At 70.6% G+C, this 22,842-nt stretch carries 20 protein-coding genes; 17 read left to right on the forward strand and 3 right to left on the reverse strand.

What is annotated here, in order from left to right; translation table 11 throughout:
* The first annotated feature begins 489 nt into the window (after positions 1–489).
* The 5 genes from ACY5KJ_RS04720 (at position 490) to ACY5KJ_RS04740 (ending at position 6,116) form a co-directional block, all read left to right on the forward strand.
* Positions 490–3,513 carry a sensor histidine kinase gene (locus ACY5KJ_RS04720; protein ID WP_462186582.1) on the forward strand — a complete coding sequence of 1,008 codons (3,024 nt, stop codon included), beginning with the start codon at positions 490–492 and terminating at the stop codon, positions 3,511–3,513.
* A complete protein-coding gene (locus tag ACY5KJ_RS04725; protein ID WP_462186583.1) occupies positions 3,513–3,932 on the forward strand; it encodes a roadblock/LC7 domain-containing protein in 420 nt (139 codons plus the stop codon). The genes ACY5KJ_RS04720 and ACY5KJ_RS04725 overlap by 1 nt, the downstream gene beginning before the upstream one ends.
* A gap of 111 nt (positions 3,933–4,043) precedes the next feature.
* Positions 4,044–4,415 carry a DUF742 domain-containing protein gene (locus ACY5KJ_RS04730; protein ID WP_462186584.1) on the forward strand — a complete coding sequence of 124 codons (372 nt, stop codon included), beginning with the start codon at positions 4,044–4,046 and terminating at the stop codon, positions 4,413–4,415.
* Positions 4,396–5,019 carry a GTP-binding protein gene (locus ACY5KJ_RS04735; RefSeq protein ID WP_462186585.1) on the forward strand — a complete coding sequence of 208 codons (624 nt, stop codon included), beginning with the start codon at positions 4,396–4,398 and terminating at the stop codon, positions 5,017–5,019. The genes ACY5KJ_RS04730 and ACY5KJ_RS04735 overlap by 20 nt, the downstream gene beginning before the upstream one ends.
* 101 nt (positions 5,020–5,120) lie before the next feature.
* Complete coding sequence (locus ACY5KJ_RS04740; RefSeq protein WP_462186586.1) at positions 5,121–6,116, forward strand: LuxR C-terminal-related transcriptional regulator; 996 nt, start codon at positions 5,121–5,123, stop codon at positions 6,114–6,116.
* A gap of 88 nt (positions 6,117–6,204) precedes the next feature.
* Here the strand turns inward: ACY5KJ_RS04740 and ACY5KJ_RS04745 are convergent, their stop codons facing one another.
* Positions 6,205–6,351 carry a hypothetical protein gene (locus ACY5KJ_RS04745; protein ID WP_462202858.1) on the reverse strand — a complete coding sequence of 49 codons (147 nt, stop codon included), beginning with the start codon at positions 6,349–6,351 and terminating at the stop codon, positions 6,205–6,207.
* Positions 6,352–6,874: 523 nt separating this feature from the next.
* Here ACY5KJ_RS04745 and ACY5KJ_RS04750 point away from each other — a divergent pair.
* The 10 genes from ACY5KJ_RS04750 to ACY5KJ_RS04795 all read left to right on the forward strand — a co-directional run bounded on the left by ACY5KJ_RS04750 (position 6,875) and on the right by ACY5KJ_RS04795 (position 13,223).
* Complete coding sequence (locus ACY5KJ_RS04750) at positions 6,875–7,183, forward strand: TcmI family type II polyketide cyclase (RefSeq protein WP_462186598.1); 309 nt, start codon at positions 6,875–6,877, stop codon at positions 7,181–7,183.
* A 181-nt stretch (positions 7,184–7,364) separates the two neighbouring features.
* Positions 7,365–7,622: an acyl carrier protein gene (locus ACY5KJ_RS04755; RefSeq protein ID WP_462186587.1), complete on the forward strand. Its 258-nt coding sequence runs from the start codon at positions 7,365–7,367 to the stop codon at positions 7,620–7,622.
* Positions 7,623–7,673: 51 nt separating this feature from the next.
* The gene (locus ACY5KJ_RS04760; protein ID WP_462186588.1) at positions 7,674–8,162 is read left to right on the forward strand and encodes an SRPBCC family protein; all 489 of its coding nucleotides are present in this window, start codon (positions 7,674–7,676) and stop codon (positions 8,160–8,162) included.
* 59 nt (positions 8,163–8,221) lie between these two features.
* Positions 8,222–8,647, forward strand: a complete 426-nt coding sequence (locus tag ACY5KJ_RS04765) for a cupin domain-containing protein (protein ID WP_462202863.1) — start codon at positions 8,222–8,224, stop codon at positions 8,645–8,647.
* The gene (locus ACY5KJ_RS04770) at positions 8,644–9,951 is read left to right on the forward strand and encodes a beta-ketoacyl-[acyl-carrier-protein] synthase family protein (RefSeq protein ID WP_462186589.1); all 1,308 of its coding nucleotides are present in this window, start codon (positions 8,644–8,646) and stop codon (positions 9,949–9,951) included. Before ACY5KJ_RS04765 ends, ACY5KJ_RS04770 begins: the two co-directional genes overlap by 4 nt.
* Positions 9,948–11,249, forward strand: coding sequence for a beta-ketoacyl synthase N-terminal-like domain-containing protein (locus tag ACY5KJ_RS04775; protein WP_462186590.1), 1,302 nt, complete (start codon positions 9,948–9,950; stop codon positions 11,247–11,249). The genes ACY5KJ_RS04770 and ACY5KJ_RS04775 overlap by 4 nt, the downstream gene beginning before the upstream one ends.
* 117 nt (positions 11,250–11,366) lie before the next feature.
* Positions 11,367–12,104 carry an SDR family NAD(P)-dependent oxidoreductase gene (locus tag ACY5KJ_RS04780; protein WP_462202859.1) on the forward strand — a complete coding sequence of 246 codons (738 nt, stop codon included), beginning with the start codon at positions 11,367–11,369 and terminating at the stop codon, positions 12,102–12,104.
* A complete protein-coding gene (locus ACY5KJ_RS04785; RefSeq protein WP_462186592.1) occupies positions 12,104–12,445 on the forward strand; it encodes an antibiotic biosynthesis monooxygenase family protein in 342 nt (113 codons plus the stop codon). The genes ACY5KJ_RS04780 and ACY5KJ_RS04785 overlap by 1 nt, the downstream gene beginning before the upstream one ends.
* Before the next feature lie 2 nt (positions 12,446–12,447).
* Positions 12,448–12,792, forward strand: a complete 345-nt coding sequence (locus tag ACY5KJ_RS04790) for an antibiotic biosynthesis monooxygenase family protein (protein ID WP_462186593.1) — start codon at positions 12,448–12,450, stop codon at positions 12,790–12,792.
* 146 nt (positions 12,793–12,938) lie between these two features.
* Positions 12,939–13,223, forward strand: coding sequence for a DUF262 domain-containing protein (locus ACY5KJ_RS04795; protein WP_462202860.1), 285 nt, complete (start codon positions 12,939–12,941; stop codon positions 13,221–13,223).
* Between the two features lie 250 nt (positions 13,224–13,473).
* On the opposite strand, the gene ACY5KJ_RS04800 is transcribed toward ACY5KJ_RS04795, so the two are convergent.
* A complete protein-coding gene (locus ACY5KJ_RS04800) occupies positions 13,474–14,883 on the reverse strand; it encodes a transposase (RefSeq protein WP_462186600.1) in 1,410 nt (469 codons plus the stop codon).
* Positions 14,884–15,684: 801 nt separating this feature from the next.
* On the opposite strand from ACY5KJ_RS04800, the gene ACY5KJ_RS04805 reads away from it, so the two are divergent.
* Complete coding sequence (locus tag ACY5KJ_RS04805) at positions 15,685–16,950, forward strand: hypothetical protein (protein ID WP_462186595.1); 1,266 nt, start codon at positions 15,685–15,687, stop codon at positions 16,948–16,950.
* A gap of 1 nt (position 16,951) precedes the next feature.
* On the opposite strand, the gene ACY5KJ_RS04810 is transcribed toward ACY5KJ_RS04805, so the two are convergent.
* Positions 16,952–21,802, reverse strand: coding sequence for an AAA domain-containing protein (locus ACY5KJ_RS04810; RefSeq protein ID WP_462202861.1), 4,851 nt, complete (start codon positions 21,800–21,802; stop codon positions 16,952–16,954).
* Between the two features lie 366 nt (positions 21,803–22,168).
* On the opposite strand from ACY5KJ_RS04810, the gene ACY5KJ_RS04815 reads away from it, so the two are divergent.
* Entirely contained in the window at positions 22,169–22,654 is a 486-nt protein-coding gene (locus ACY5KJ_RS04815; protein ID WP_462202862.1) for a hypothetical protein, read from the forward strand.
* The last annotated feature ends 188 nt before the right edge of the window (positions 22,655–22,842 follow it).

Genomic DNA, 22,842 nt, shown 5'->3' on the forward strand with positions numbered 1-22,842 from the left:
ATCTGTGTGGCCTCGGATCGTGCGATGTTCTTTCGGCAACATGCCAACATGTGATGTGCTTGCGTTGTCGAGCGCGGTGCGGCCGGTTGATCGGGGCCTTCGTGGCCGCGGAGGATCTGTGCCAGTTAGCGCTGACTGCTGCCCGTCAGTGCTGGTTCGTGCGCATCGCCGTTGTTTGCTCCGGACTGCGCTCATGTAACTCGGGGGCGGGTTCCGGTTGCGCGTTGCGCGCTCGCGAATGTCCGTCACTCGGTGCTACCTCGCCATCCTTTTGCGTTGAAGACGGGTGCCCCCGACCGGGCTAGTTCTTCACCCGCTACAGTTGTCCGCGCCCCCGGAACATTCCCCCGATGCCCGGACCGCCTACTCCAATGCGCCGGCCCGGTGTTGTCATCTGTGGTCTTCCGGTGACATGTCCCGATGGAACTCGACTACTCACCCCCCCGCACACGAGGCACTCGACTCCCGGGTGCCGGACGAGAGGACCGGATGCTCCAGAATTGGCCCATCCGCTCGAAGCTAGTGGTGATTCTCGTCGTCCCCCTGGCTGCGCTCGCGGTACTGAGCGCGATACAGGTGCGGGGGAACGTCGACAACGTGCGGGTCGCCAACCGCATCAAGGCACTCGCCGACTTCTCGATCAAAAGCAACGATCTGGTCCAGGCCCTGCAGGTCGAGCGGTACGCCACGAACTCCTATGTCGGTTCCAACTACATGGCCGTCGCTCAGGGGCAGGCGGCGCTCGCCGCCCGCGGCCCGGTGGACCAGGCCCTGGCCGTCTATCGGGCCGGTGAGGCGGCGCTGCCCGCGGCGGGTCGTGACACCCTGGCGACCACGCTCGTGTCGATCTTGGAACGCCTCGGCAAGCTCCCGGCGCAGCGTAAGGCGATCGACGCGCACCAGGCGCAGGTGGACCAGAACATTGCTTTCTATTTGGGTGCCGTGGACGACCTCCTCGCTCTCAACGCCCAGGTGGCGGCCGGAAGCCGTAACACCTCGTTGGTCAACGGTGCCACCGCACTGGTGAGTATCGCGCAGGCCAAGGAGCAGGTCGCCCACCAACGCGGCGCCGTCGTCCGCGTGATCCTCCTCCAGCAGACAGATGTGGCCACGCTGCGGGAGATCCAGACCAGGACCGGGGCGGAGGATGCCTGGCTGGCCCAGTTCCGCACCACGGCCACGGCGGACGAGCAGGAGTTCTACAACGTGACGGTCGGCCGGACGATCTCGGCCGCCGGGACATTGCGTGACGGCACGGTTAACGCCGTACAGAACGGCCAGCCGCTGACCGTTACCCCGCAGATCTGGCTGCAGGCCTCCGACGCGAAGATCAATGCGATGCGGCAGGTCGAACGCCGGGTCGCGGCCGATCTCGGGACGGCCAGCGCGAACATCGCCAGTTCGGCCACCCGAGACGCGCTTGTCAGCGGTATCGGCGTGGCGCTGGTGCTCGTGGTGTCGGTGGTGATTTCTCTCCTGGTGGCGAGCCCGATGATCCGGGACCTACGCCGACTGCGCCGTGGCGCCCTCGAAGTCGCGAACGAGCGGCTGCCCGGAGTCGTCGACCGTCTGCACCGCGGGTCGCCGGTGGACGTGGCCGAGGAGGAATTCCCGGTCGAGGTCCGGAGCAAGGACGAGATCGGTCAGCTCGCCGAGGCGTTTGGCACCGTGCACGCGGTGGCCGTGCGGACCGCGGTGGAGCAGGCCGCGATGCGCAAGAGTATCGGGGACACGTTCCTCAACCTCGCCCGCCGCAGCCAGGCACTCATTCACCGCCAGCTCAAGGTGATCGACGCCTTGGAGCGCAAGGAGACCGACCCGGACGAGCTGGAGGAGCTCTTCCGTCTCGACCACCTCGCCACCCGTATGCGCCGGCACGCCGAGGACCTCATCGTGCTGTCCGGCTCCAAGCCAGCCCGTGGTTGGCGCCGGCCTGTCCCGGTCAAGGACGTCGTCCGTGGCGCCGTCGCCGAGGTGGAGGACTACACCCGGGTCCAGGTGATGTCGATCGACGGAGGGGCCATCAGCGGTCACGCCGTCGGTGACGTCATCCACATGCTCGCCGAGCTGATCGAGAACGCCACCTCCTTCTCCCCGCCCCACACGCCGGTGCATGTCTCCGGGCACGAGGTGTCGAACGGCTTCGTGATCGAGATCGAGGACCGCGGGCTGGGCATGAGTCCGGAGGAGTTCGACGCCGTGAACGAGCGGCTGGCCAACCCGCCTCCCTTCGACCTGTCGACCAGCGAGCGTCTCGGCCTGTTCGTTGTCGGTCGGCTCGCCGAGCGGCATTCCATCTCGGTGAAGCTGCGGTCCTCGCCGTATGGCGGCACGATGGCGATCGTCCTGGTGCCGACCACGCTGCTGCGGCAGGTCGACCCCGACGGGGAGGCCCGGCCGGAGCCCACGCAGATCGCCCCGCCGCTTGCCATGACGCGGGTTCCGGCTCTCGACGGCCCGGCCATCGACGAGGACCGGTTCCGCGGGTCGCTGGTGGACGCGGACGGCGACCTCGCCGGTCCCCCCGCGCTCTCCGAGGACGCGGCCGCGGCTGCGCACGGTCAGGACGAAACGCTCATCGACGATCTGCCGGTCTTCGCCACGGTGCGATCGAGCTGGTTCGTCGCCGACCGCCCGCGGCACCGTTCCAACGGCAGGCGTTCGGATGCTCCGCCGCGTCCCTTGACCCCGCGTTCCGACCCGGACAGCGGGCCGGGCGAGGAGCCCGGCTCCCGCGGCTTCGGTACCCCCCCGCCGCTGCCGTCGCGCCGTTCGCGTGGCGGCCGCAGGGCCGCGGGGGACCAGCCCCACCAGGCTGTCCCGGACCACCCCCAGACGCCCGGGTTGGACGACCCCGACGGCCCGCCGGCCCGTCCGGGGCAGGACGAATCTTTCCGGGACGAACCCTTCCCGGAGGAACCCTTCCGGGATGGGCCCCTCCGGGACGGACGGGACGTCCCCGGTCCGGGTGGCCACAACGGTGCGCCCGGCTCCGGCTATGGCGGCGACGGCGGACCCGGCGGCCGTGTCACCTCGCTGTTCGGTGACAGCCCCATGGCCAGGGAGCGGTCGCGCGGTGGTGACCTCGGCTCCGCCGACCCGGGGGAGGCCACCCGAACCGATCCGTTCACCTCACCGCTGGGCCGGCCGGTGGGGTACTCCGGGGGATTCCACCGCGAGGACGCCCCCGCCATGGGCCAGACGGTCGTCCCCCTCGGACGCCCGGCGCCTTCGGCCCGTTCAGACGAGTCCGCCGAGTCGGCCGGGCCCGGCGCGGACGGCCAGCCGCCCGTCAGTTTCACCGAGGTGGGCCTGCCCAAGCGCACCCGGCGGGCCAGTCTCGCGCCGCAGCTTCGCCGGGACATTCCCGAGGAGAGTTCCGGAATGCTCGCCGCGCAACGGAGCCCGGAAGAGATCCGCAGTATGATGTCGTCCTTCCAGAACAACTTTGGTCGTGGTCTGGCGGACGGCCAGGTTTCGAACGACGGTGACGATGTAGGAAAGGTGACCTGATGCGTCCGCTGGGGCCGTCCGAGAACATGAGCTGGTTGCTCAACAACCTCGTCAAGAAGGTGCCCGAAGTCACCTATGTGATTGCGCTTTCCTCCGACGGGTTGTTGCTCGCCGCCTCGTACGGGATGGACCGGGCGACCGCCGATCAACTGGCCGCGGTAGCCTCCGGATTCAACAGCCTGGCGCGCGGCGCGGGTCGTTTCTTCGGGGGTGGAAACGTTCGGCAGACCATTGTCGAGATGGACGAGGGATTCCTGTTCGTCACCGCGGTGGGGGACGGATCGTGCCTGGCCATTCTCAGCAGCCCCGGCGCGGACATCGGTCTCATCGCCTACGAGATGGCGCTGCTGGTGACCCGGGTCGGCGACTTCCTCACCCCGGAACTCCGGGCTCAGATGCAGTCCGCGCTGCCACTCTGACCTCGGCCCGGCGATCGGGTGGGGGTCCGATCGGTTGGTGGGTCAGCCGGTCGCCCCCTGCGCCATCACCGACCGGATGACAGCAGAATTCTCAAGGCAGGAGGACCGGATATGCCGCGCGATGACGAATGGTTCGACGAAGAGGCTGGTCCGGTCGTCCGCCCCTACGCTGTCACCGGGGGCCGGACACGGCCGACGAACCAGACGTTGGAGCTGGTCGCGTTGGTGACCACCACGCCCAACGGCCGGCTGATGATGCGGACGCTGGAGCATGAGCAGCGCGCCATCGCGCTGCTCTGCCAACGCGTGCAGTCGATCGTGGAGATCTCCGCTCGGCTGAATCTGCCGGTCGGGGTCGCGCGGGTCCTCGTCGGCGACATGCTCGACGCCGGCCTGGTAACCGTGACCCGACCGGCCCGACCCTCCGACCGCCCTTCCATTGCCCTCATCGAAAAGGTGCTCGATGGACTACAGGCCCTCTAGGACGGGGTCGCCGGAAACGGCGCCGCCGCATCCGGTAAAAATCATCATCGCCGGCGGGTTCGGAGTCGGGAAGACGACGTTCGTCGGTTCGGTGAGCGAAATTCAGCCCCTCACCACGGAGGCCGCGATGACGGCCGCAAGCATAGGGATCGACGACACCAGCGCGGTCGGCTCGAAGACGACGACCACGGTCGCGATGGACTTCGGTCGGATCACGCTTCTCGATAGCATTATTCTCTACCTTTTCGGCACCCCGGGCCAGGACCGGTTCTGGTTCATGTGGGATGAGCTCGTCCTCGGCGCGATCGGCGCGGTGGTCCTGGTGGACACGCGGCGGCTGGCCGACTCCTTTCCGGCCATCGACTACTTCGAGGAGCGCGACATCCCGTTCCTCATCGCGCTGAACCGGTTCGACGGTGCGCGGGAGTACCGGGCGGAGGACGTCCGGGCGGCGTTGGACCTCGATCCGCGCCGTCCGGTGGTGTTCTGCGACGCCCGGCAGCGGGAGTCGGTCCGGCAGTCCCTGGTGTCGCTGGTCCGCCACGCCCTCGACGTGGTGTCCGCGGAGGCGTCCCGGTCGGGCCTGCCCCAGCGGTCGGGGTGAGCGGCCGCGTCGGTCCGGTGGGCACGACTGGTCCGGTGGGCACGACTGGTCCGGTCGGCGTCCGTCGGCCACGTCCCGATCCTGCTCCGAGGAAGGGGAAGGTGCTCGATCTCTTCGGTATCGATGAGGTCACCCTGGCCGCCTATCGGCTGTGGCTGTGCCACGAGGTCCTGAGCGTGCCCGAGGTGGCGGAGATGCTCGGCGAGCCGCTGGTCGCCGCGGGGCGGGCGCGTGATCGTCTGGTCGAGCTGGGTCTGCTGCTGCCCTCGCGCGAACGGGCCGGTCACTACGTCGCGGTGCATCCCGAAGCCGGGCTCGACCACCTGCTCCAGGCGCAGCACGAGCAGCTGATCCGTCGCCATGAGCGGCTGCTCCTGGCCCGGGCGCAGATCAGCTCCTTCGTCTCGGACTACCTGGAGAGCCGTCCCGGCGGGGACACCGTCGAGGTAAGGCGGATAGACGGCGCCGACCAGGCCCGTGCGGAGCTGCTCGCGATCGTCGGGCGAGCCGAGCGGGAGGTGCTCGCGCTGCACACCCGGCGCGAGTGGTCCTCGGCCCTGACTCGCGAGGTGATGCCGGTCGAACTGCGCGCGTTGCGGCGTGGCGTGGTGATGCGCAGCGTCCTGCCCCGGTCGATGCGCCTGGACGAGCTCGGCGCCGGCTATGTGCGGACCGTGGCGGCGCATGGCCTGGACGCCCGGATGATCGACGATCCCCGACTGGACGCCACCGCGGTCGACGGGCGGATCGGCCTGGTCCGACTGGGCCGGGGGTTCGCGACCGGCCAGACCCTGCTCGTGCGCACCCCGGAGCTGACCGCCCTGCTGCTCACCCTGTTCGAACAGGTCTGGGAGGCCGCCGAACCGCTGAGCAGCGAGGCGATAGCCGCTCCCGGGGACGGTGACGACGCGCCGAGCGACACCGAACGGCTGCTGCTGCGTCTGCTCAGCCTCGGCATGAAGGACGAGGCGGCCGCGCGCCACCTGGGCGTCTCCGTCCGCACCGTGCGTCGCATGATCGCCGATCTGATGGCACGGTTGAACGCCCGTAGCCGGTTCCAGGCGGGTACCCTCGCCGCGCAACGCGGCTGGCTCTGAACGGGCCGGTTCTGAGCATCTGGCTCTGAACATCTGGCTCCGAACAGCCGGCTTCCGCGCCGCGGCGGCCCTCCGGCGATAGTCCCGGTCAGGTGAGAGCGGCCGACGTCGGCCAGACGAGGCCCCGGCTCCCCGACCAGAGAACACCATACTCGACCAGGCCGAGGCCGAGCGTGGACGACGTGGTTCCCACGAGATCGAGATCCCGGCTCTCCTCCGGTGGCGTATCGACCACCCCCGGGCACCGGGAAGCCCGCTCACGGTGGTTGTAGCCACGTTGTTCTTCTTGTGTGTTTCAGTTGGCGTTTGACTGCCAGGGCAACTTGCTGCCAGGGGAAATCCAGGACAGCCGCGCCGTGTGGCCCCATGCTCTCGATGAGTCAAAGAAGCTGACTGCTTCAGAAAGGCTGGCTGCTTCAGAAGGGTCGCTGGGCTGCCTCAGAAGGGTTGCCGGATGGGAAGCGGTGGTCGCGCACCGGTCACTCCTGCCTGGCTTCATGTTCGTCGGCGGATTCCCCCTGTCACCTGTAACGCGGCGCAAGGTGCCGAGGTCGGTCCGTCAGGGCCGGTCCGCCCAGCTGCCCATGCACACGGTACCCGTGCTTGCCATGCACGCGGTACCCGTGCTTGCCTGGGGTCAAACACACGTTTCCCAAGAACATGTCGAGGAGATTCTCGTGCCCTCAGCCACCGGTCCCTCGGTTACCGGTCCGCAGAACCCCGCCACGCCGTCCGGAGGCCAGTCACACCGGACTCTCATCGTGGCCAGGATGAACCCTGCCGACGCTCCCGCCATCGCGGCGGCCTTCGCCGAGTCCGATGCCGGAGAACTACCCGGAATCGTGGGTGTGACTAGGCGTGACCTGTTTCACTTCCATGGCCTTTACTTTCATCTGATCGAGGCTCCGACTAACGTCAGGAACACCGTCGAGAACGTCCATGAGCATCCGCTGTTCGTCGACGTGAGCAAAAAGCTCGGGAAATACGTCTCCGCCTACGACCCGGAGACCTGGCGCACCCCCGGGGACGCGATGGCGCAGAGTTTCTATTCGTGGACGGCCGGCTGAGCCCCCCGGTACACCACCGGGCTCCTGATACACGGCCGGGCTCCTGTACACCGCCAGAGTACCGGGCCCGCCGGCTGCGGCCGCGGCCGGTCATCAGCGACTGCGTCCTCGATTCCGCCCACAGGTACGCCCAGTTTTTCATGTGAACCCCGAAACCCGAAAATGAAAAAGGGAGTACGACATGCCCCGGCAATGGTCGGCCGATGCCCTGCTTGACTTCCTGGTCGAACAGGCCGGTCTGCCCTCGGACGAGCGGCCGACGGACCTGGACGTGACCTTCATCGACATCGGCCTCGACTCGCTCGCCTACCTCCAGCTCTCGGCAGAGGTGGCCGGGACCTTCGGGGTGGACCTCCCGGCCGAGCTGCCGGAGAGCTGGACCCTCGCCGAGATCCTGGCCACGGTGAACGCGGCTTTCGACCAGCACGAGACGGTCTGAATCCGCCGTTAGTTTCCACGTCCCCTACCTTCCAGGTCGACCGGAGCCGACGTGAGCGGGCACACTGACAACTCGATTTTCATCGATGCCGACATTGAAACCGTCTGGACCATCACCAACGATCTGAAATCCTGGCCGGACCTCTTTACCGAATACGCCTCGGTAGACATTCTTGAGCACCACGAGAACACCTTCAAGTTTCGCCTGACCATGCATCCCGACGAGAACGGGACGGCGTGGAGTTGGGTGTCCGAGCGGACACTCGACCCGGCCACCCGGCAGGTGCGCGCGTACCGCGTCGAGACCGGCCCGTTCGAGTACATGCACATCCACTGGAGCTACACGCCGGAGGGCACCGGCACCCGCATGCGCTGGGTGCAGGACTTCCACATGCGCCCGTCGGCGCCGGTGAACGACGAGCAGATGACCAACCGCATCAACACCAACACCGCCCGCGAGATGTCGGTGATCCGGGAGAAGGTCGAGCGGGCCGCCGCCGAGCTGCCCCCGGTCTCCCTCGCGCTGCCGGAACAAGTCTGAGGAGAACGAGACCGGTGACTTCCGTGACAGCGATTCCGAAGGTTCTCTGCATTCACGACATGACCCCCAACCGTCGGCGCGGCGGTGACGTCCGCACGCTGCTCTCCCCGGTGACCGTGGGTTCGACCTCGGGTTTTTTCGGCACCCTGACCCTTCAGCCGGGTGAGGTGGTGACCGAACACCTGCACCCCTACTCGGAGGAGTTCCTCTACTGCGTGCGCGGCATTGTGACCGCCCGACTGGACGGTCAGTACCAGGACCTGCCGGCCGACCACGGGGTGTGCATCCCGATCGGGATGCGCCACCGCGTCGTCAACACCGGCGAGGAGACCGCCTTCCTCGTCTTTCACCTCAGCCCGCTGGCACCCCGGCCCGATCTCGGCCACGTCGACACCGAGGTACCGTTAGACCCGGACGCCCCGCACGTCCCGGTCGCCCCGTCGGCACCCACCGTCGACGCCTTGCCCCACGGGTCCGGACAGTGAGCGGACCAAGACGGACAGCGGTCACCGGGATCGGGGTGGTCGCCCCCGGCGGGGTCAACCGCAAGGAGTTCTGGACCCTGCTGACCGACGGCCGTACCGCGACGCGGCGACTGTCGTTCTTCGACCCGACCCAGTTCCGTTCCCAGGTGGCCGCCGAGTGCGACTTCGACCCGGCGGCGGCCGGCCTGACCGCCCGGGAGATTGCGCGTAACGACCGGTTCGTGCAGTTCGGCTTGGCCGCGGCGTTGGAGGCGGTCGAGGACAGCGGCCTGGACCTGCGGGGCGGCGGTGATGGCGGGGACGGCGGTGATGCCGGGGACGGTTCCGGGGACGGCCCGATCGTCGGCGTCAGCATCGGCAGCGCGGTGGGCGCGACCACTCGCCTGGAGAACGAGTACGTCGAGGTCTCCGACAGCGGGCGGGACTGGGAGGTTGATCCCCGGTACGCCAGCTCGTTCCTCTACCACGCGATGGTGCCGAGCTGCCTGGCCACCGAACTGGCCTGCCGGTTCGGCACACACGGCCCCGCCTTCGTGGTCTCCACCGGCTGCACCTCGGGCATCGACGCGGTCGGCTACGGCCATCAGCTCGTCGTCGACGGCGAGGCCGACATTGTCATCGCCGGTGCCTCCGACGCGCCGATCTCCCCGATCTCGATGGCGTCCTTCGACGCGATCCGCGCGACGACGGCCCGCAACGACGACCCCGAACACGCCTCCCGTCCCTTCGACGCCAGCCGGGATGGCTTCGTGATGGGGGAGGGCTGCGCCGTCCTCATCCTGGAGGAGCTCACCGCCGCCCGGTCGCGCGGTGCGCACATCTACTGCGAGGTGGGTGGGTACGCCTCGCGCTCGAACGCGTTCCACATGACCGGACTGCGCCCCGACGGGGTCGAGATGGCCGAGGCGATCCGGGTCGCGATGGACGCGGCGCGGGTCGGAGCCGACGACATCGACTACATCAACGCGCACGGATCGGGCACCAAGCAGAACGATCGGCACGAGACGGCCGCCTTCAAACGTTCGCTGGGACAGCGGGCGTATGACATCCCGGTCAGCTCGATCAAGTCGATGATCGGGCACTCGCTGGGCGCGATCGGGTCGATCGAGATCGCTGCCTGCGCCCTGGCGATCGAGAACGACGTCATCCCCCCCACCGCCAACTGGACCACCCGCGACCCCGAGTGCGATCTCGACTACGTCCCGAACATCGCCCGGGACCACGCTGTCGACGTGGCCCTGTCAGTCGGCAGTGGTTTCGGTGGCTTCCAGTCGGCGATCGTCCTCGCCGCCCCGACGCGATGAACGCCGCCGTGGAGGCCTCCGCCGCGACGGCCGCGGGGCCCGCCCACCGGGACGGTTCGCCGCAGGCCCCGGTCCGGCCGGTCGTCACCGGGCTCGGCGTCCTCGCGCCCAGCGGCATCGGGACGGAGGAGTACTGGGCGTCGACCCTGCGCGGCGAGTTGAAGATCGCGCCGATCAGCCGGTTCGACACCACCTGGTACGACGCCACCCTCGCTGGAGAGGTCGCCGGTTTCGCGGTGGAGGACCACGTCGACAAGCGGTACATCGTCCAGACCGACCGGTGGACCTGGTTCGGGATGGCCGCGTCGCGCCTCGCCATGGCCGATGCGCGCTACGACCCCGCCGCGCACGATCCGTATGCGACCTCGGTGGTGTTCGGCAGCGGGTCGGGCGGTGCCGACATCGGACAGCGCGAGCTGGGACGGCTGTGGACCCGGGGCCGCACCGCGGTGAGCGTCTATCAGTCGATCGCCTGGTTCTACGCGGCGACGACCGGGCAGACCTCGATCCGGTATGGTCTGAAGGGGCCGTCGGGGGTCCTGGTCAGTGACGGTGCCGGCGGAATCGACAGCCTCGCCCAGGCCCGGCGGATTATCCGCCGCGGCACGCCGACGGTGCTCGCCGGGGGGGCCGAGGCGAGCCTGACGCCCTATGCGATCATCGGCCATCTGTCCAGCGGCCGGGTCAGCACCGCGACCGTTGCTGCGGACGGCTACAAGCCGTTCGACGTCCGGGCGAACGGTTACCTGCCCGGTGAGGGTGGCGCGACGCTCGTGCTCGAGGATCCGGCCGCCGCCGCCGCCCGGGGAGCCCCGCACGTCTACGGCGAGATCGCCGGCTACGCCGCGACGCACGACGCCGCCCACCACGAACGCCCCGCCCCGGACGTGCGCTGGCTCGCCACCGCGATGCGCCGGGCCCTGCGCGACGCCGGCCTCACCCCGGACGACGTCGATGTCGTCTTCGCGGACGGCGCAGGTTCACCGGACCTCGATGCCCAGGAGGCGGCGGCGATCCGCGCGGTCTTCGGCGCCCGGACGGTCCCGGTGACGGCGCCGCAGGGCTTCGTCGGCCGGCTCCTCGCCGGCGGCTCGGCGTTGACGGTGGCCGCGGCGTTGCTGTCCATCCGGGACGGGGTCATCCCGGCGGTGGGCAACCTCGACACCCCCGATCCGGCCCATGGGCTCGACCTCGTGCGTACGCCCCGGCGTGCACCCGTGCGGGTGGCGCTGGTGAACGCCCGTGGCTACGGCGGTTTCAACAGCAGCCTCGTGGTTCGCGCCGTCGGTCCCCGCTGAGGGCGTACCCACCCGTACCGCCTGCCCCTGCCCGCTCACCTCACGACCCCTCACCTCACGACCCCTCGGCAGCCGACCCCTCGGCAGCCGACACCTCGACACAGGAGACAGTCAGCGATGTTCTCAGACCTGGCCGGGCGACGCGCCCTGGTTACCGGCGGTACCCGCGGCATCGGACGGGCCGTGGTGCTCGGCCTCGCCCGAGCCGGTGCGACGGTCGTTGCCGGCCACCAGCGCCAGACCGAGGATGCCGAGAGCCTGCGCCGCGAACTCAAGGACACCGGCGGCGACCATCTGCTCGTCCAGGCCGACGTCGCCGATCCGGGCCAGATCACCGAGCTCGTCGAGGCCACCGGCACCCACCTGGGCGGCCTCGACATCGTCGTGAACAACGTCGGCACGATCAGCCACATCCCCTACGCGCAGCTGCCCCTGGACGAGTGGACGCAGGTGCTGACCACCAACCTCACCGCCACTCACCTCGTCACGCAGGGCACGTTGCCGCTGCTGGGGGACTCCGGCTCGGTGATCAACATCGGGTCCGGCTCCGGGGTGGTCGGTCTGCCGCTGCGGGCCCACTACACCGCGGCGAAGACCGGCCTGATCGGACTGACCCGCTCGCTGTCCAAGGAGCTCGGTGTCCGCGGCATCCGGGTGAACCTGGTCTCCCCAGGAGTCATCGAGACCCACCATGCCGAGGGCATCGACCCGGCCGTCAAGGCGGCCTACACCAACCGCATCCCGCTGGGACGCATCGGGACGGCCGAGGAGGTCGCCGCGGTCGTCCTGTTCCTGGCCAGCGACGTGTCGTCCTACGTCAACGGCGCCACCTTTGCCGTGGACGGAGGCATCTGATGGCCTCGACCCCGCCTTTTCGGATCATGCTGACAATGCGGATCCACCCCGGCCGGGAGGTCGAGTTCGAGCAGACCTGGCTGCGGATCGGCGACGCGGTCACCTCGCACCCGGCGAACCTCGGGCAGTGGCTGATCCGCTCGGAGGACGAGCCGAGCACGTACTACATCGTCAGTGACTGGGTTGACGAGGAGCAGTTCCGCGAGTTCGAGCACAGCGAGCGTCACCTGGTGCACCGCAAGGCGCTGCACCCGCTGCGCGCCAGCAGCTCGATGGTCACCGGTACCGTCGTCGCCCAGCTGGCCGGTACGGCCTCCCTGACCGTTCCGGCGGGAAGCTGACCGTGGCCGGCCCGGCGAAGGTTCGGGTCACGCTGTGGGCGGTTAACCCGCCCGGCGATCCCGGCGCGGTGGAGCGGGCTTACCACGAGATCAGCTTCAAGCTGGTCGGCACGCCTGGCCTGCTCGGTAACACGCTGCACCGGTCGGCGGCGGACCCGCCCCGGTTCGCGGTGGTCAGCGTCTGGGCGAGCATGGCCGAGTTCAACGTGTGGGAACAGGGGGCGGACCACCGCGGGACGACCTCACCGCTGCGTCCCCTGCAGGACCCGCAGCGCCCTCCAATGATTGACATCGAGGTCGCCGCGTACGGCCCGGACGGGCCCTTCGGGGACGATCTCACGGATTGATCATCAAGGTCCAGTAGTCGAGGTCCGGTGGCTGGGGACCGATCGTCGCCGCGGCTGTGCCGTGCGTCAGCCCCACCGCCCGAACGGGCGGTGGGGCTGACGCACGTGGACCACGAAGAACGTCTTTCGGATGATCTACGGATATCATGGTGGGCGTGGACGAGTCATCCCGCCGGTCCGACGCGGCGCGATTCAAGATTGAGGAGCTTCTGGATAACGCCAGGCATGGCCAGATCCGGATTCCTCGATTCCAGCGTGGGCTTCGTTGGATGTCGTCCGATGTCGAGAAGCTCTTTGACAGTATTTATAAGGGTTTTCCGATCGGCACACTTCTCTTCTGGCGCCGGGCTCCCCCGGCTGGAACCATGGAGATCGGCCCGATAAGGATAGCGGCGAACGCTCGTTCAGACCTAGGAGTCGAAATGAAATAACTTGCGCGTTTCGAACCCTCCACAGGCCTGTGACCTGCGATGATGCTCTCGATCGCGTATTTGTTACTTCATTACGTCCCCCTAGATCCGCCAGTAGTGCCGGCTTGCATGATCAAAGTTCGGTGATCTTCCCTTTTCGGGTTTGTTGATGTTGTTTTCGACGGCTGGGCAGGGTGAAGGCCCGGCTGTCGTGCCGGGTGAGCGCCGGGTCCACGGCCCGGGGGCGTGTTCCGCGTAGAGAACGGGCTGGTCAGACGGCCGCGGGCAGGGCGCGCAGCCGGGCGAGGGCGGTGGTTAGGTGCTGGTCGCGGCCGGGTGGCAGGCGCAGGATCAGTTGGCCTGCGTGGCGGGTGACCCGGCCGGGGATGGTGATCAGTTCGTGGCGGAGCCGGTCGCCGTGCGCGCGCCCGGCGCGCTGGTCGAACCCGGTGAGCGTCTGGAGCAGGGTGGACAGCCAACCGGCGAGGATCGCGGCCCACGTCCAGACGGTGTTGATGGTCGGGTCGGCTGAGGGCAGGTGGCGTAGGCCGGCGCCGAGCTTGTGGTCCTTGATCTGGGTCTCGATGTCGGCGTGGCCGCGGAACCAGTGCTCGAGCGCGACGATGTCCGGCCCGTCGTTGGCGGGGATGTTCGTGACGATGAAGCTGACCGCCCAGGCATGGTCGACGATTCCGTCGAGCGCGAGGGTGAGCTGGGCTTTCGGGATGGTGCGCCGCCGCGGTGAGCGGGGGTCGGTGGAGATCTCGGCGGCGGGGACCTTCACCCGGCGGATGATCGTGTAGGTGCCGGGCGGCCAGCCGGTCGGAGCGTAGCTACTGGTGGCGACCTGGGCGCCGGTCATGTCCCGCGCGTCCGTCCAGGACGTCTCCTCGACGGCGGCGTAGGCGCGCCAGAACGCGGAGTTACGCGGCGCGGCGATTGCGAAGTCCATCCCCGCGGCCACGGCGGCGCGGGCGAGGTCGCCGGTGAAAAACCCCGAGTCCGCGCGCGGCAGCGGCGGCGCGCGGACCGCGACCGGCAGGTTCGCCAGAGCCCGCGCGAACAGGCCTGCCGCGCGCGGACGGACGTCCTGGTCGCCGGCGAGCAGGTCCGCGGCCAGGACCAGCCCGGTCCTGGCCCACGACGCCAGCAGCGGCCGGCCGGCCTTCTTCCCCTCGTAGGTATAGGCCACGCCGCGCTTCGTGCGGCCGAAGACCTCGACGTCCGAGGAGTCCAGGTCCAGCGTCGGCCGATCCGTGACCAGCTCGGCCCGGCGCTGCGCGGGTAACCGGGCCAGCCAGCGGCCGGCGAGCACCCCGACCGTCGCCTCGACCCCGGCCAACGCGCCCGGCCCGAACCTGGCCGCCAGCCTCGCCGCCGTCCGCGACGGCGCGAACGGCCCGCCGCCAGCAGCCCGCCCGCCTCGTCCAGACGCAGCCGGTCCAGCCCGGACAGCGTCGCCTGCCCTGTCAGCTGCGCCGTGGCCAACCCGACCAGCAACTCCCCGGCCGACAGTCCCCGCGCCCGCTGCTTGACCGGCCCGACCCGCTCGTCGAGCGTCTCGACGACCCCGAGCCGATCCACCAGTTCGCTCACCGCCGCCAAGCCGGCCAACCCGGTCAGCGACCGGTCCGCCGGCCCGACCCGAACCCGCAGGGCCCGTTTCCGCGGCCCGGTCGATCTGCGTAGTCTCTTCACCCGGCGGGTGCCTCTCGTCAGGACGTCATCGGTTGGTGGTGGTAAGGAGTCGAAATGAAATAACTTGCGCGTTTCGAACCCGCCACAGGCCTGTGACCTGCGATGATGCTCTCGATCACGTATTTGTTACTTCATTACGTCCCCTAACCCCGATTCTTCCTGCACGGCAGGCATCCGCTCACGTTCCAACGATCTACGAACCCCCAACATCACCAGCTACTGGCGGATCTAGGTCAGACCGTCGTGGCTATGAAAGATTCCATCGCATCGCTTACCGGCTACCCGGGAATCACCGCTGGATTCGTCGCTCGAATACGGTCGCACCAGGAGGAACTGCCGGTCTTTAGGGACTGTTAGCGGCGCGGGCCGCGGTCGCTTCGAGGATGACCGCGGGATCGGTTCTCCTCCCGGAGAATCCGGTGCTGGCCCACCTGACGTACCGCGGCCTGGTCGATAGGGGAAGTCGGGTCGTTTCGCGACGACACCCTCCAGTCCGGCGGCGCCGGCTGCCAAGATCTCCTGGATCGCCCCACCAGCTCCTCCGGCGGGCTCAGTTCTCTCCGGCCGGTCAGGCCTGCCAGCATGGCCCGCTGTTCGAAGCGGGGCAGTCCGGTCGTCTGGTGCCCATCTTCGCCTGCTTCGACCAGGTGTCCGATGATGCCGCTGAGTGCCGGTTCTGCGCCGAGGTGTAGAAATGCGCGGTCTGCCCAGGACAGTCCCGGTGCGTACTCCTCGGCCGTGAAGGCGGTGGCGCGGGTGCCCCGGGCTCCGGAATCGGGGGGGTATGCCGGACTCATCCGCTCTTGATGTCCTGATCGGGCTCGCGCTGCTCTTTGCCGCGTTCAGCCTCGCCGTCTCCCGGATCAACGAGGCCGTGCTCGCTCTGTTCCGCTACCGGGGGCGCCAGCTGGAGGCCGAGCTGCGACGGCTGCTCGGCGGTGACCGGCCCGCCGAACCGTCCGATCCGGGGGCGGACCCGCCCGCGGATCGTCCGGACCTCGTCGCCGAACTGTTGGACGGGCCGCTTTTGGCCATGCGCGCCACCGGCCGCGACACCTCCCTGCCGGCTATGGCCGACCATCCGCCGGTTTCCGGGACCTGGGGCTCGGTGCGCCGCGCGCACACACTGCGGTTGCCGTCCTACCTGCCGTCCACCGCCTTCGCTCAGGCGCTGCTGGACCGGGTCGACCCGCCCGCCCGGGCCATGCTGTCCCAGCTCCGCCCGGACACCCTGCCCGACCACGTCTCCGACGAGGCCAGGGCCGTGTACCGGCGGGCCTACGACGGTGCCCGGCATGCCCTCGAGGAGAGGTCCGCCCAGGCCCTGTACGACGCGATGCCCGTGGATCACCCCACCGGGCGGGTCGTGGCCGCTGCGCTCGTCGCCGCCACCAAGGCCGGAGCCGTGGGAACGGTGGAGGACGGGCTCGCCGCGATGCCCCCCTCCCCGGTGAAGACCGCGATGACCACGGCGATAGTCCAGGCCGGCGGGGACCGCGAGAAGGTCGTCCTCGAGCTGGCCCGGTGGTACGACGACGCGATGGACCGCCTGTCCGGGTGGTACAAGCGGCGCATCGCCGTCTTCCTGCTCGGCTACGCGGTCCTGCTGTCCGTCCTGTTCAACCTCGACGCGATCGGGCTCGCGCGGGCGTTCTGGCAGGACGGCACCGTGCGGCAGGCGGCCGTGACCGCGGCCCAGGCCGAGGTGGGTTCATCCGGCGAGGCGGCCGGGGGCTCCGCCGGGGGTTCTGCCTCCGGCACCCGCCTCACCTCCGACCAGCCCACGGTGGGGGACGCCACGGAACAGGTGATCAAGACGGTGCGCGACGCCTCGGGGCTCGCCTTCCCGATCGGCTGGGTCCACAACTCCGCGGGCCGCGACGACCCACGGGAGGTTCCCGACTCCGTCGAGGGCTGGCTCCTGAAAATCGCCGGCATCGCGATCGCCTGCTTCGCGCTCACCGCCGGCGCCCCCTTCTGGTTCGACCTGCTTGGCAGACTGGTGAACATGCGCGCCACCGGCCCCAAACCCCGGGCCGCCAACGGATAGATCAGGACTCTTCCGTCGGCGGGCCGGCTGGTGGCCGTGGTGGCCGTGGTGGCCGTGGTGGCCGAGGTGGCCGAGTTGTGGGGAGCAAGGCACGGTCCAGGGACCGCAGACCGTGCTCAGGTCCCCCAAATTCGCCAGCCGGCACTGGCACTGGCACTGGCACCGGCACCGGCACCGGGTGGATGCCGAGCTGGTCGAGACGCCGCACCAGCGCGTCCAGGGTCGGCCGGGGATGCCGGTAGAACTCCGAGCCGCGGATCCGGAAGAACGTCCAGCCGAGCCGTTCCAGGATCCGCTGGCGGCGCAGATCCGCCTCCCACTGGTCGGGCCCGTGGAAACGGTCACCGTCGCACTCGACCGCGAGGCGGGGGCCGCGGCGCCCCACATCCCCAGTGGCGGCTCCTGCGGCGGCGGCTCGCTTGGCGGTGGCTCCTTCGGTGACGGCTTGTTCGGCGGTGGCTCGCGCGGCGGCGACCCCCTCGGCGACCAGGTCGGAGACCCCCCCGACGACCAGGTCGATCCGGTAGCGCCCGACCGGATGCTGGGGGCGAACCCGGTAGCCGCGGGCGAGGAGCTCGCGCAGGACGGCCCGTTCGAACTCGCTCTCGCAGCGATCGGCCAGATCCGCGTCGAGCCGTCCGGTCTGCCCGGCGTACATGTACTCGATCAGCTGGCGCCGCACATCGTCGTCGCGCAGCGTGGCCGGGTCGACGCTGTGGAACACCCACATCTGGTTGCGGGCGCGGCTCGCGGCCACGTTGACCCGTTGCTGGTCACGGCGGCGGGTGGCGGCCGAGCGGTTGTCGTCCGCGACGACGGAGATGAAGATGACGTCCCGTTCGTCGCCCTGGAACTGGTACGGGTCGCCGACCCGCAGGTCGCGGCGGGAGAACTCGCGCTCCCCGAGCCGTTCGACCAGGGTGTGTTCGATGAGGCGGGGCTGGCCGGCGCCGAGCAGGGTGACCACGCCCATGCTCATCCCCTCGTAGGCCGGGTCGGCGCAGCAGGCGAGGACCCGCTCGACAAGGGCCTGCGCCTCCGCCGGGTTCGCGTCGCCGAAGCGGGTCTGCGACCGGGCGCCCCCGGGGACCCGGACCGGTCGCAGCGGCGCGCCGATGGCGAGCTCCGGATCCTCCCGCAACGGCAGGATCTGCTGGTCGTAGAAGCGGGTGGAGAAGCCGATGATGTCGGGCAGGCAGCGGAAGTGTTCCTTGAGCACGATGGTGCGCGGGAAGACCCGGGCCGCGGTGTCGTAGAGACTCGCCTCCACGTCGAGCAGCGAACGCTGGGCGACGTCGGGCAGGTGCGCGTCCATCAGGGCATGCACCTTGGCCCGTTCGATGCCGACGGCCTCCGGACTCGTCTGGGCGTCGTCGCCGACGACGACGGCCTTGCGGCCCAGGCTCAGCACGCCGAGGGCCAGTAGGTCGCACTGGCTGGACTCGTCCACGATGACCACGTCGAACAGGTCGTCGGCGCCCGGCTCGAAGCTCTCCATCACCCGGTGCGTCGGCATGATCCACACCGGTACGGCGCCCATCGCCGCCCGCATGTGGGCCCGGGCCTCGGCGCGCCACCGCGGGGCGTACTTCCCGGTGCCCTTCCCGATCCGGTCGAGTGCCTGCACCCAGCCGGTCAGCGCCCGGCGCTGGGAATCGCCGAGCCGGATCGCCAGGCCCAGCCGGGCGGAGCGACGCGCGGTCTCCAGCACCAGGGCGCGCACGTGCCGCGAGGCGTCGGCGAGCTGACGGCCGAGCGTGGTGAGGTCGCCGTCGGCGTGCAGGTCGTCGAGCCAGGTCTGGGCTTGGCGCCAGCGCCACGCCTCGCCGGCCCGTACCGGATCGCCGGCCCGTACCGGATCGCCGGCCCGCATTGGATCACCGGCCTGCACCGGATCACCGCAGCCCGGCGGGTCACCCTGCCCGGTGAGGATGGCGTCGGTCCACAGTGGCGCGACCGCGCGCAGCCGGGCCGCGAGCCGGTCCCGGCGTTCCACGTCGGGGCGCAGCGCCGCCAGCCGGGCGCTTTCGTCGAGCAGCGCCGTCCAGGCCGCCAGGTCCCGCCTGGCCAGCGCCTCGTGCAGGCCGGCCCACACCCGGCCGGCCTGCGGGCCACGGCCTCCCTCGGTGAGCGCCCGTTCCACCACGGCGAGCGCACCGACGATCTCCTTCTCGCGCCGTCGGCCGGTCGCCGCGGCAAGCAGGCCGGCGAGGTGGGAAAGCGTGTCCGGGTCGGAAGGCGCCGTCGTGACGCGATGGCCGGTGGGATGGCCGCTGGGGAAGCCGGCGCGATGGCCGGAGGCGAAGCCGGTGGGGAAGACGGCGGGGAAGACGGCGGGGAAGACGGCGCGCAGCCGGGCGAACAGCTCCGGCGCCGCCCGGCGTTCCCAGTCGACGGCATCGGCGAGGCCGCCGGCGACCGCGTCGAGCCGGGTGAGGACGTCGGGTGCCGCGGGCTCGACGGCCTCGCCGCCGAGGGCGGCGGCGATCGCGGCCTGACGGGTGGCGGCGGCGGTCAGCGTCTGACGGCGGCGCACCTCTGCCTCGACGATTGCCACATCGCCCACCGTGCGTGCGACCAGCCCGTCAACGCGCACCGCGTCGTGCAGGTCCCGCAGTTCCCGCCCGCCGAGGCGGGGGATCCCCCGGCCGGCGGCGAAGCGGCCCCGCAGGTCGGCGAGCAGCCTCAGCTGGACCCGCGAGTCACCGGTGGGCAGCTCGATGGAACGGCCGAAGGTGAGGGTGGTCAGGCGGCGCAGCTCGGCGACCTCGGCGGCGAGGGCCGTGGCCTGGTCGGCCCAGAACCCGGCCTGCTCACCCGACGGCGCGCACTGCGCCCGGGCGGTGGCGAGCCAGCCGACCGACAGCCGGCGCAGCCGGTCGGCGGCGGCCCGGGTGTCCTCGACCAGGGCACGGACGCCGTCGGCACTGTCGGCACTGTCGGCATCGAGCGCGTCGAGCGCGTCGACGGACAGGCCGGCCTGTTCGAGGTCGGCGAGCCCGGCGCGGATCTCGTCGAGTTCGTCGTGCAGCCGGCCGAGGGTGACCGCGCCCGGCAGCGACGCGCCGTCCGGCAGGTCGTCCGGCAGATTGCTCGCGGCGGCCCGGGCGTCGGCGGGGGTGATCTCGCGCGCGGTCCGGTAGAGCTCGGCGAGCTCGGCCGGGCTGAGCGGAAGCGCGTGGGTGGGGTCGAGCCGGTCGGGGACGAACCCGAACTCGTCCGCGCGCTCGGCCAGCCAGCTCGCCACCTCCGGCGCGCGTTCCCGCCCGTGCGGCAGGTCGAACTCCCGCGCCTCGCTGGCCAGCAGGTCGATCATCCGCAGTTCGAGGGTGCGGGCGGTGGCGCGGGCGGCGTCCAGCTCCTCGGCGAGGGCCTTCACGGCCGCGGTCTCCCGCGCCGGGTCGACCTCGCTGACCGCCCCGGAGATCTCTACGACAGCGGCGCGCAGTTCGTCGAGGTCGGCCCGGCTCGACCCGAGCACGGCGACGGTCAGGTCGCGCAGCTCCCGCGGGATCTTGTCGCGCAGCACCGTGAGGGCTTGTTCGTCCTGCGCGGTGACGAGCACCCGCTGCCCGTGCGCCACGAGGTGGCAGATCATGTTCGCGATGGTGTGGCTCTTGCCGGTGCCGGGCGGCCCCTGCACGGTGACCCCGCGGGCGCCCGCGAGTTGCCGGGCGATCCGCTCCTGGTCGGCGTTCGTCGGCAGCGGCATCAGCAGGCGTTCACCGAGCCCCGCGGGAGAGTTGTCGTGACTGCGCCGGCCACGGCCTCGATCGGCGTGGGCGCCGTCGGCGTGGGCGCCGTCGGCCCGCTCGTCCGCGCCGAGCGCGGCGGCGACGAGCCTGTCGTCGGCGACCACGGCGGCGATGGCCTCGGGGAGCACGTCCCGTTCGGCGAGGGCGGTCCGCAGCTCCGCGTAGAACTGCGCCTGCAGAGCCGGCCGCGGCCGCACGTACACCGCCCAGGTGTCGACCAGGACGGGACTCGGCCCCGGCGGGGGCACCGGACCGGTGGTCGCGCGGGCGTCCAGCCCGAGCGGGGCGAGGATCTGGCGGTGCAGCTCGGCCCGGGCCGGGGCGTCCCACGGATCGGCCGGCGCCGTCCGCAGCCGGTCGCGCAGGGCCGACATCTCGTCCAGACCGGGGAGGCCGAGGCCGTGCAGGGGCTCGGTCTCCAGGCTCGCCGGACCGTCGGGATGCAGCCGGATGACCCCGGAGTCCGGATCGACCGTCAGCACCATGCGGGTGACGAGCAGCGGATGGATGATCGTCGCGTCGCCGACCCGCCAGCACAGCACCGAGTGCCCCCAGGCCAGCTCCACGGTCGCGGCCTCGCGCTGCAGCCGCAGGCGCAGGTCGAACAGGCGCTGGTAGAGGGCGCGTGCGTCGCGGGCGGCGCGTGCCCCGGGCGCCCACGGCCGCCACACCTGACGCACCCAGGCGTCGAGCAGGGCGACGGCGCCCGGCGGAGCGTCCCGCTCCTCGCTCGGGACGCCGGGAGCGGGAGGCTCGCGCTCCCTGGTCCGCTCGACGGCCTCCGCGTCCAGGAGATGGGCGGGGATGGTAGGTGGGGCGTCCGGGCTCACCACCGTCCCGGCCAGGTAGCGGTCGAGCGGGGGTGGCCAGCTCGGCGCGGCCGGCTGGGGTACCCGGGCGACCTCCAGCCAGCTCTCCCGCTGCGTTGTCGGGCCGAACCGGATCCCCGGATGGGACGGGACGTCAGCCGGAAGGAGTGGAGCGGGGACGTACTCGGCGAGCTGGCGACGGGGGGCACCGCGCCGTTCGGCGGCGAGCGCGGCCAGGTAGTCCAAGAGCCGAAGCGACCGGCCACGGACCTGATCACGGGCGGACATCGGGCTCCTCGGCCGGGGGCTGGGTCAGGGCGCGGCGGCGCGACGCTAGCTGCCGTCCGCGTCTCCGCCTGATCGACCTTACGACCTGTCTCCGACACAATCGCCGGCTTCCGGCTTGTCCCGCCCGGACCGCTGCCCGAGGAGGCTGCCCGAGGAGGCTGCCCGGGACGGGCGGCGCGTTTCCGCCCGTGGCCACACCCACGCCGGACGAGGCCGACGCCTGATCCGCTACCAGGGACGCACGTGGGGCGGCGGACCGTCGGCGTGTCGATCCTGTCGTCTTCTGGACACGCATAGTGACTATCGGTACCGTCCGACGTCGTCTGGTCGGGCTGCGCCGAGTCGGGTTGCTGGGGGAGAACCACCATGGGATTGCGTTCCGGCGGTGCCGCCGTGCTCACGAGCATGCTGGTTGTGCTGACCGCGGTTCCGGTCGCGGCTTCGCGCCCCGCGGATGGCCCGTCGCGTTCCGTGGCGGAAAGCTCGCGTTCCATCGACGAGGTGCCGGACCAGGTCTCGCTCCGGGCTCTCGACGGCGGCGGCGACCACGGCAGCGGCAGCGGCGACCACGGCAGCGGCGGCGGCGACCACGGCAGCGGCAGCGGCAGCGGCAGCGGTGGCGGTGGCGGTGGCGGTGGCGGGGACCATGGCCGTGGTGGTGATGGGGACTCCAGAGCGTCCGCCGGCACGGGTGCGTCTCGGCACCCCGCCCCGGACAGGACCGGGACGGATCCCCGCGGGAACTCGCTTTCCTATACCGGTGGGCAGATCGGCGTCCTCGCCGTACTGGCGGCGCTGTTGCTCGGTGCGGGTGCCTTCTGGCGACGCGCGCACCGGGCCGGGCTGTCCTGAGCGCGGTGACCTGCCGGCTGCCGGCCGGCGAATCTGGGGGACCTGAGCACGGTTTGCGGTCCCTGGACCGTGACTGGCTCCCCCAAATTCGGCCGCCGCGCGATGGTGGTCACTGCATAAGCTGACCGTCTCCCGGCCGTCGCGGCCGCCAACGTCGCGGGGCCTCCGGACCCGGGTACGGTCTGGCC

Source organism: Frankia sp. CcWB3 (genome assembly GCF_977927595.1).

Excerpts from the sequence above, each read along its gene's own strand:
- ACY5KJ_RS04795 (WP_462202860.1), top strand. The coding sequence starts at position 12,939 with ATGGTGGGCGTGGACGAGTCATCCCGCCGGTCCGACGCGGCGCGATTC.
- ACY5KJ_RS04720 (WP_462186582.1), top strand. The coding sequence starts at position 490 with ATGCTCCAGAATTGGCCCATCCGCTCGAAGCTAGTGGTGATTCTCGTC.
- ACY5KJ_RS04805 (WP_462186595.1), top strand. The coding sequence starts at position 15,685 with ATGCCGGACTCATCCGCTCTTGATGTCCTGATCGGGCTCGCGCTGCTC.
- ACY5KJ_RS04780 (WP_462202859.1), top strand. The coding sequence starts at position 11,367 with ATGTTCTCAGACCTGGCCGGGCGACGCGCCCTGGTTACCGGCGGTACC.
- ACY5KJ_RS04785 (WP_462186592.1), top strand. The coding sequence starts at position 12,104 with ATGGCCTCGACCCCGCCTTTTCGGATCATGCTGACAATGCGGATCCAC.
- ACY5KJ_RS04730 (WP_462186584.1), top strand. The coding sequence starts at position 4,044 with ATGCCGCGCGATGACGAATGGTTCGACGAAGAGGCTGGTCCGGTCGTC.
- ACY5KJ_RS04755 (WP_462186587.1), top strand. The coding sequence starts at position 7,365 with ATGCCCCGGCAATGGTCGGCCGATGCCCTGCTTGACTTCCTGGTCGAA.
- ACY5KJ_RS04815 (WP_462202862.1), top strand. The coding sequence starts at position 22,169 with ATGGGATTGCGTTCCGGCGGTGCCGCCGTGCTCACGAGCATGCTGGTT.
- ACY5KJ_RS04735 (WP_462186585.1), top strand. The coding sequence starts at position 4,396 with ATGGACTACAGGCCCTCTAGGACGGGGTCGCCGGAAACGGCGCCGCCG.
- ACY5KJ_RS04810 (WP_462202861.1), bottom strand. The coding sequence starts at position 21,802 with ATGTCCGCCCGTGATCAGGTCCGTGGCCGGTCGCTTCGGCTCTTGGAC.
- ACY5KJ_RS04725 (WP_462186583.1), top strand. The coding sequence starts at position 3,513 with ATGCGTCCGCTGGGGCCGTCCGAGAACATGAGCTGGTTGCTCAACAAC.
- ACY5KJ_RS04775 (WP_462186590.1), top strand. The coding sequence starts at position 9,948 with ATGAACGCCGCCGTGGAGGCCTCCGCCGCGACGGCCGCGGGGCCCGCC.
- ACY5KJ_RS04765 (WP_462202863.1), top strand. The coding sequence starts at position 8,222 with ATGACCCCCAACCGTCGGCGCGGCGGTGACGTCCGCACGCTGCTCTCC.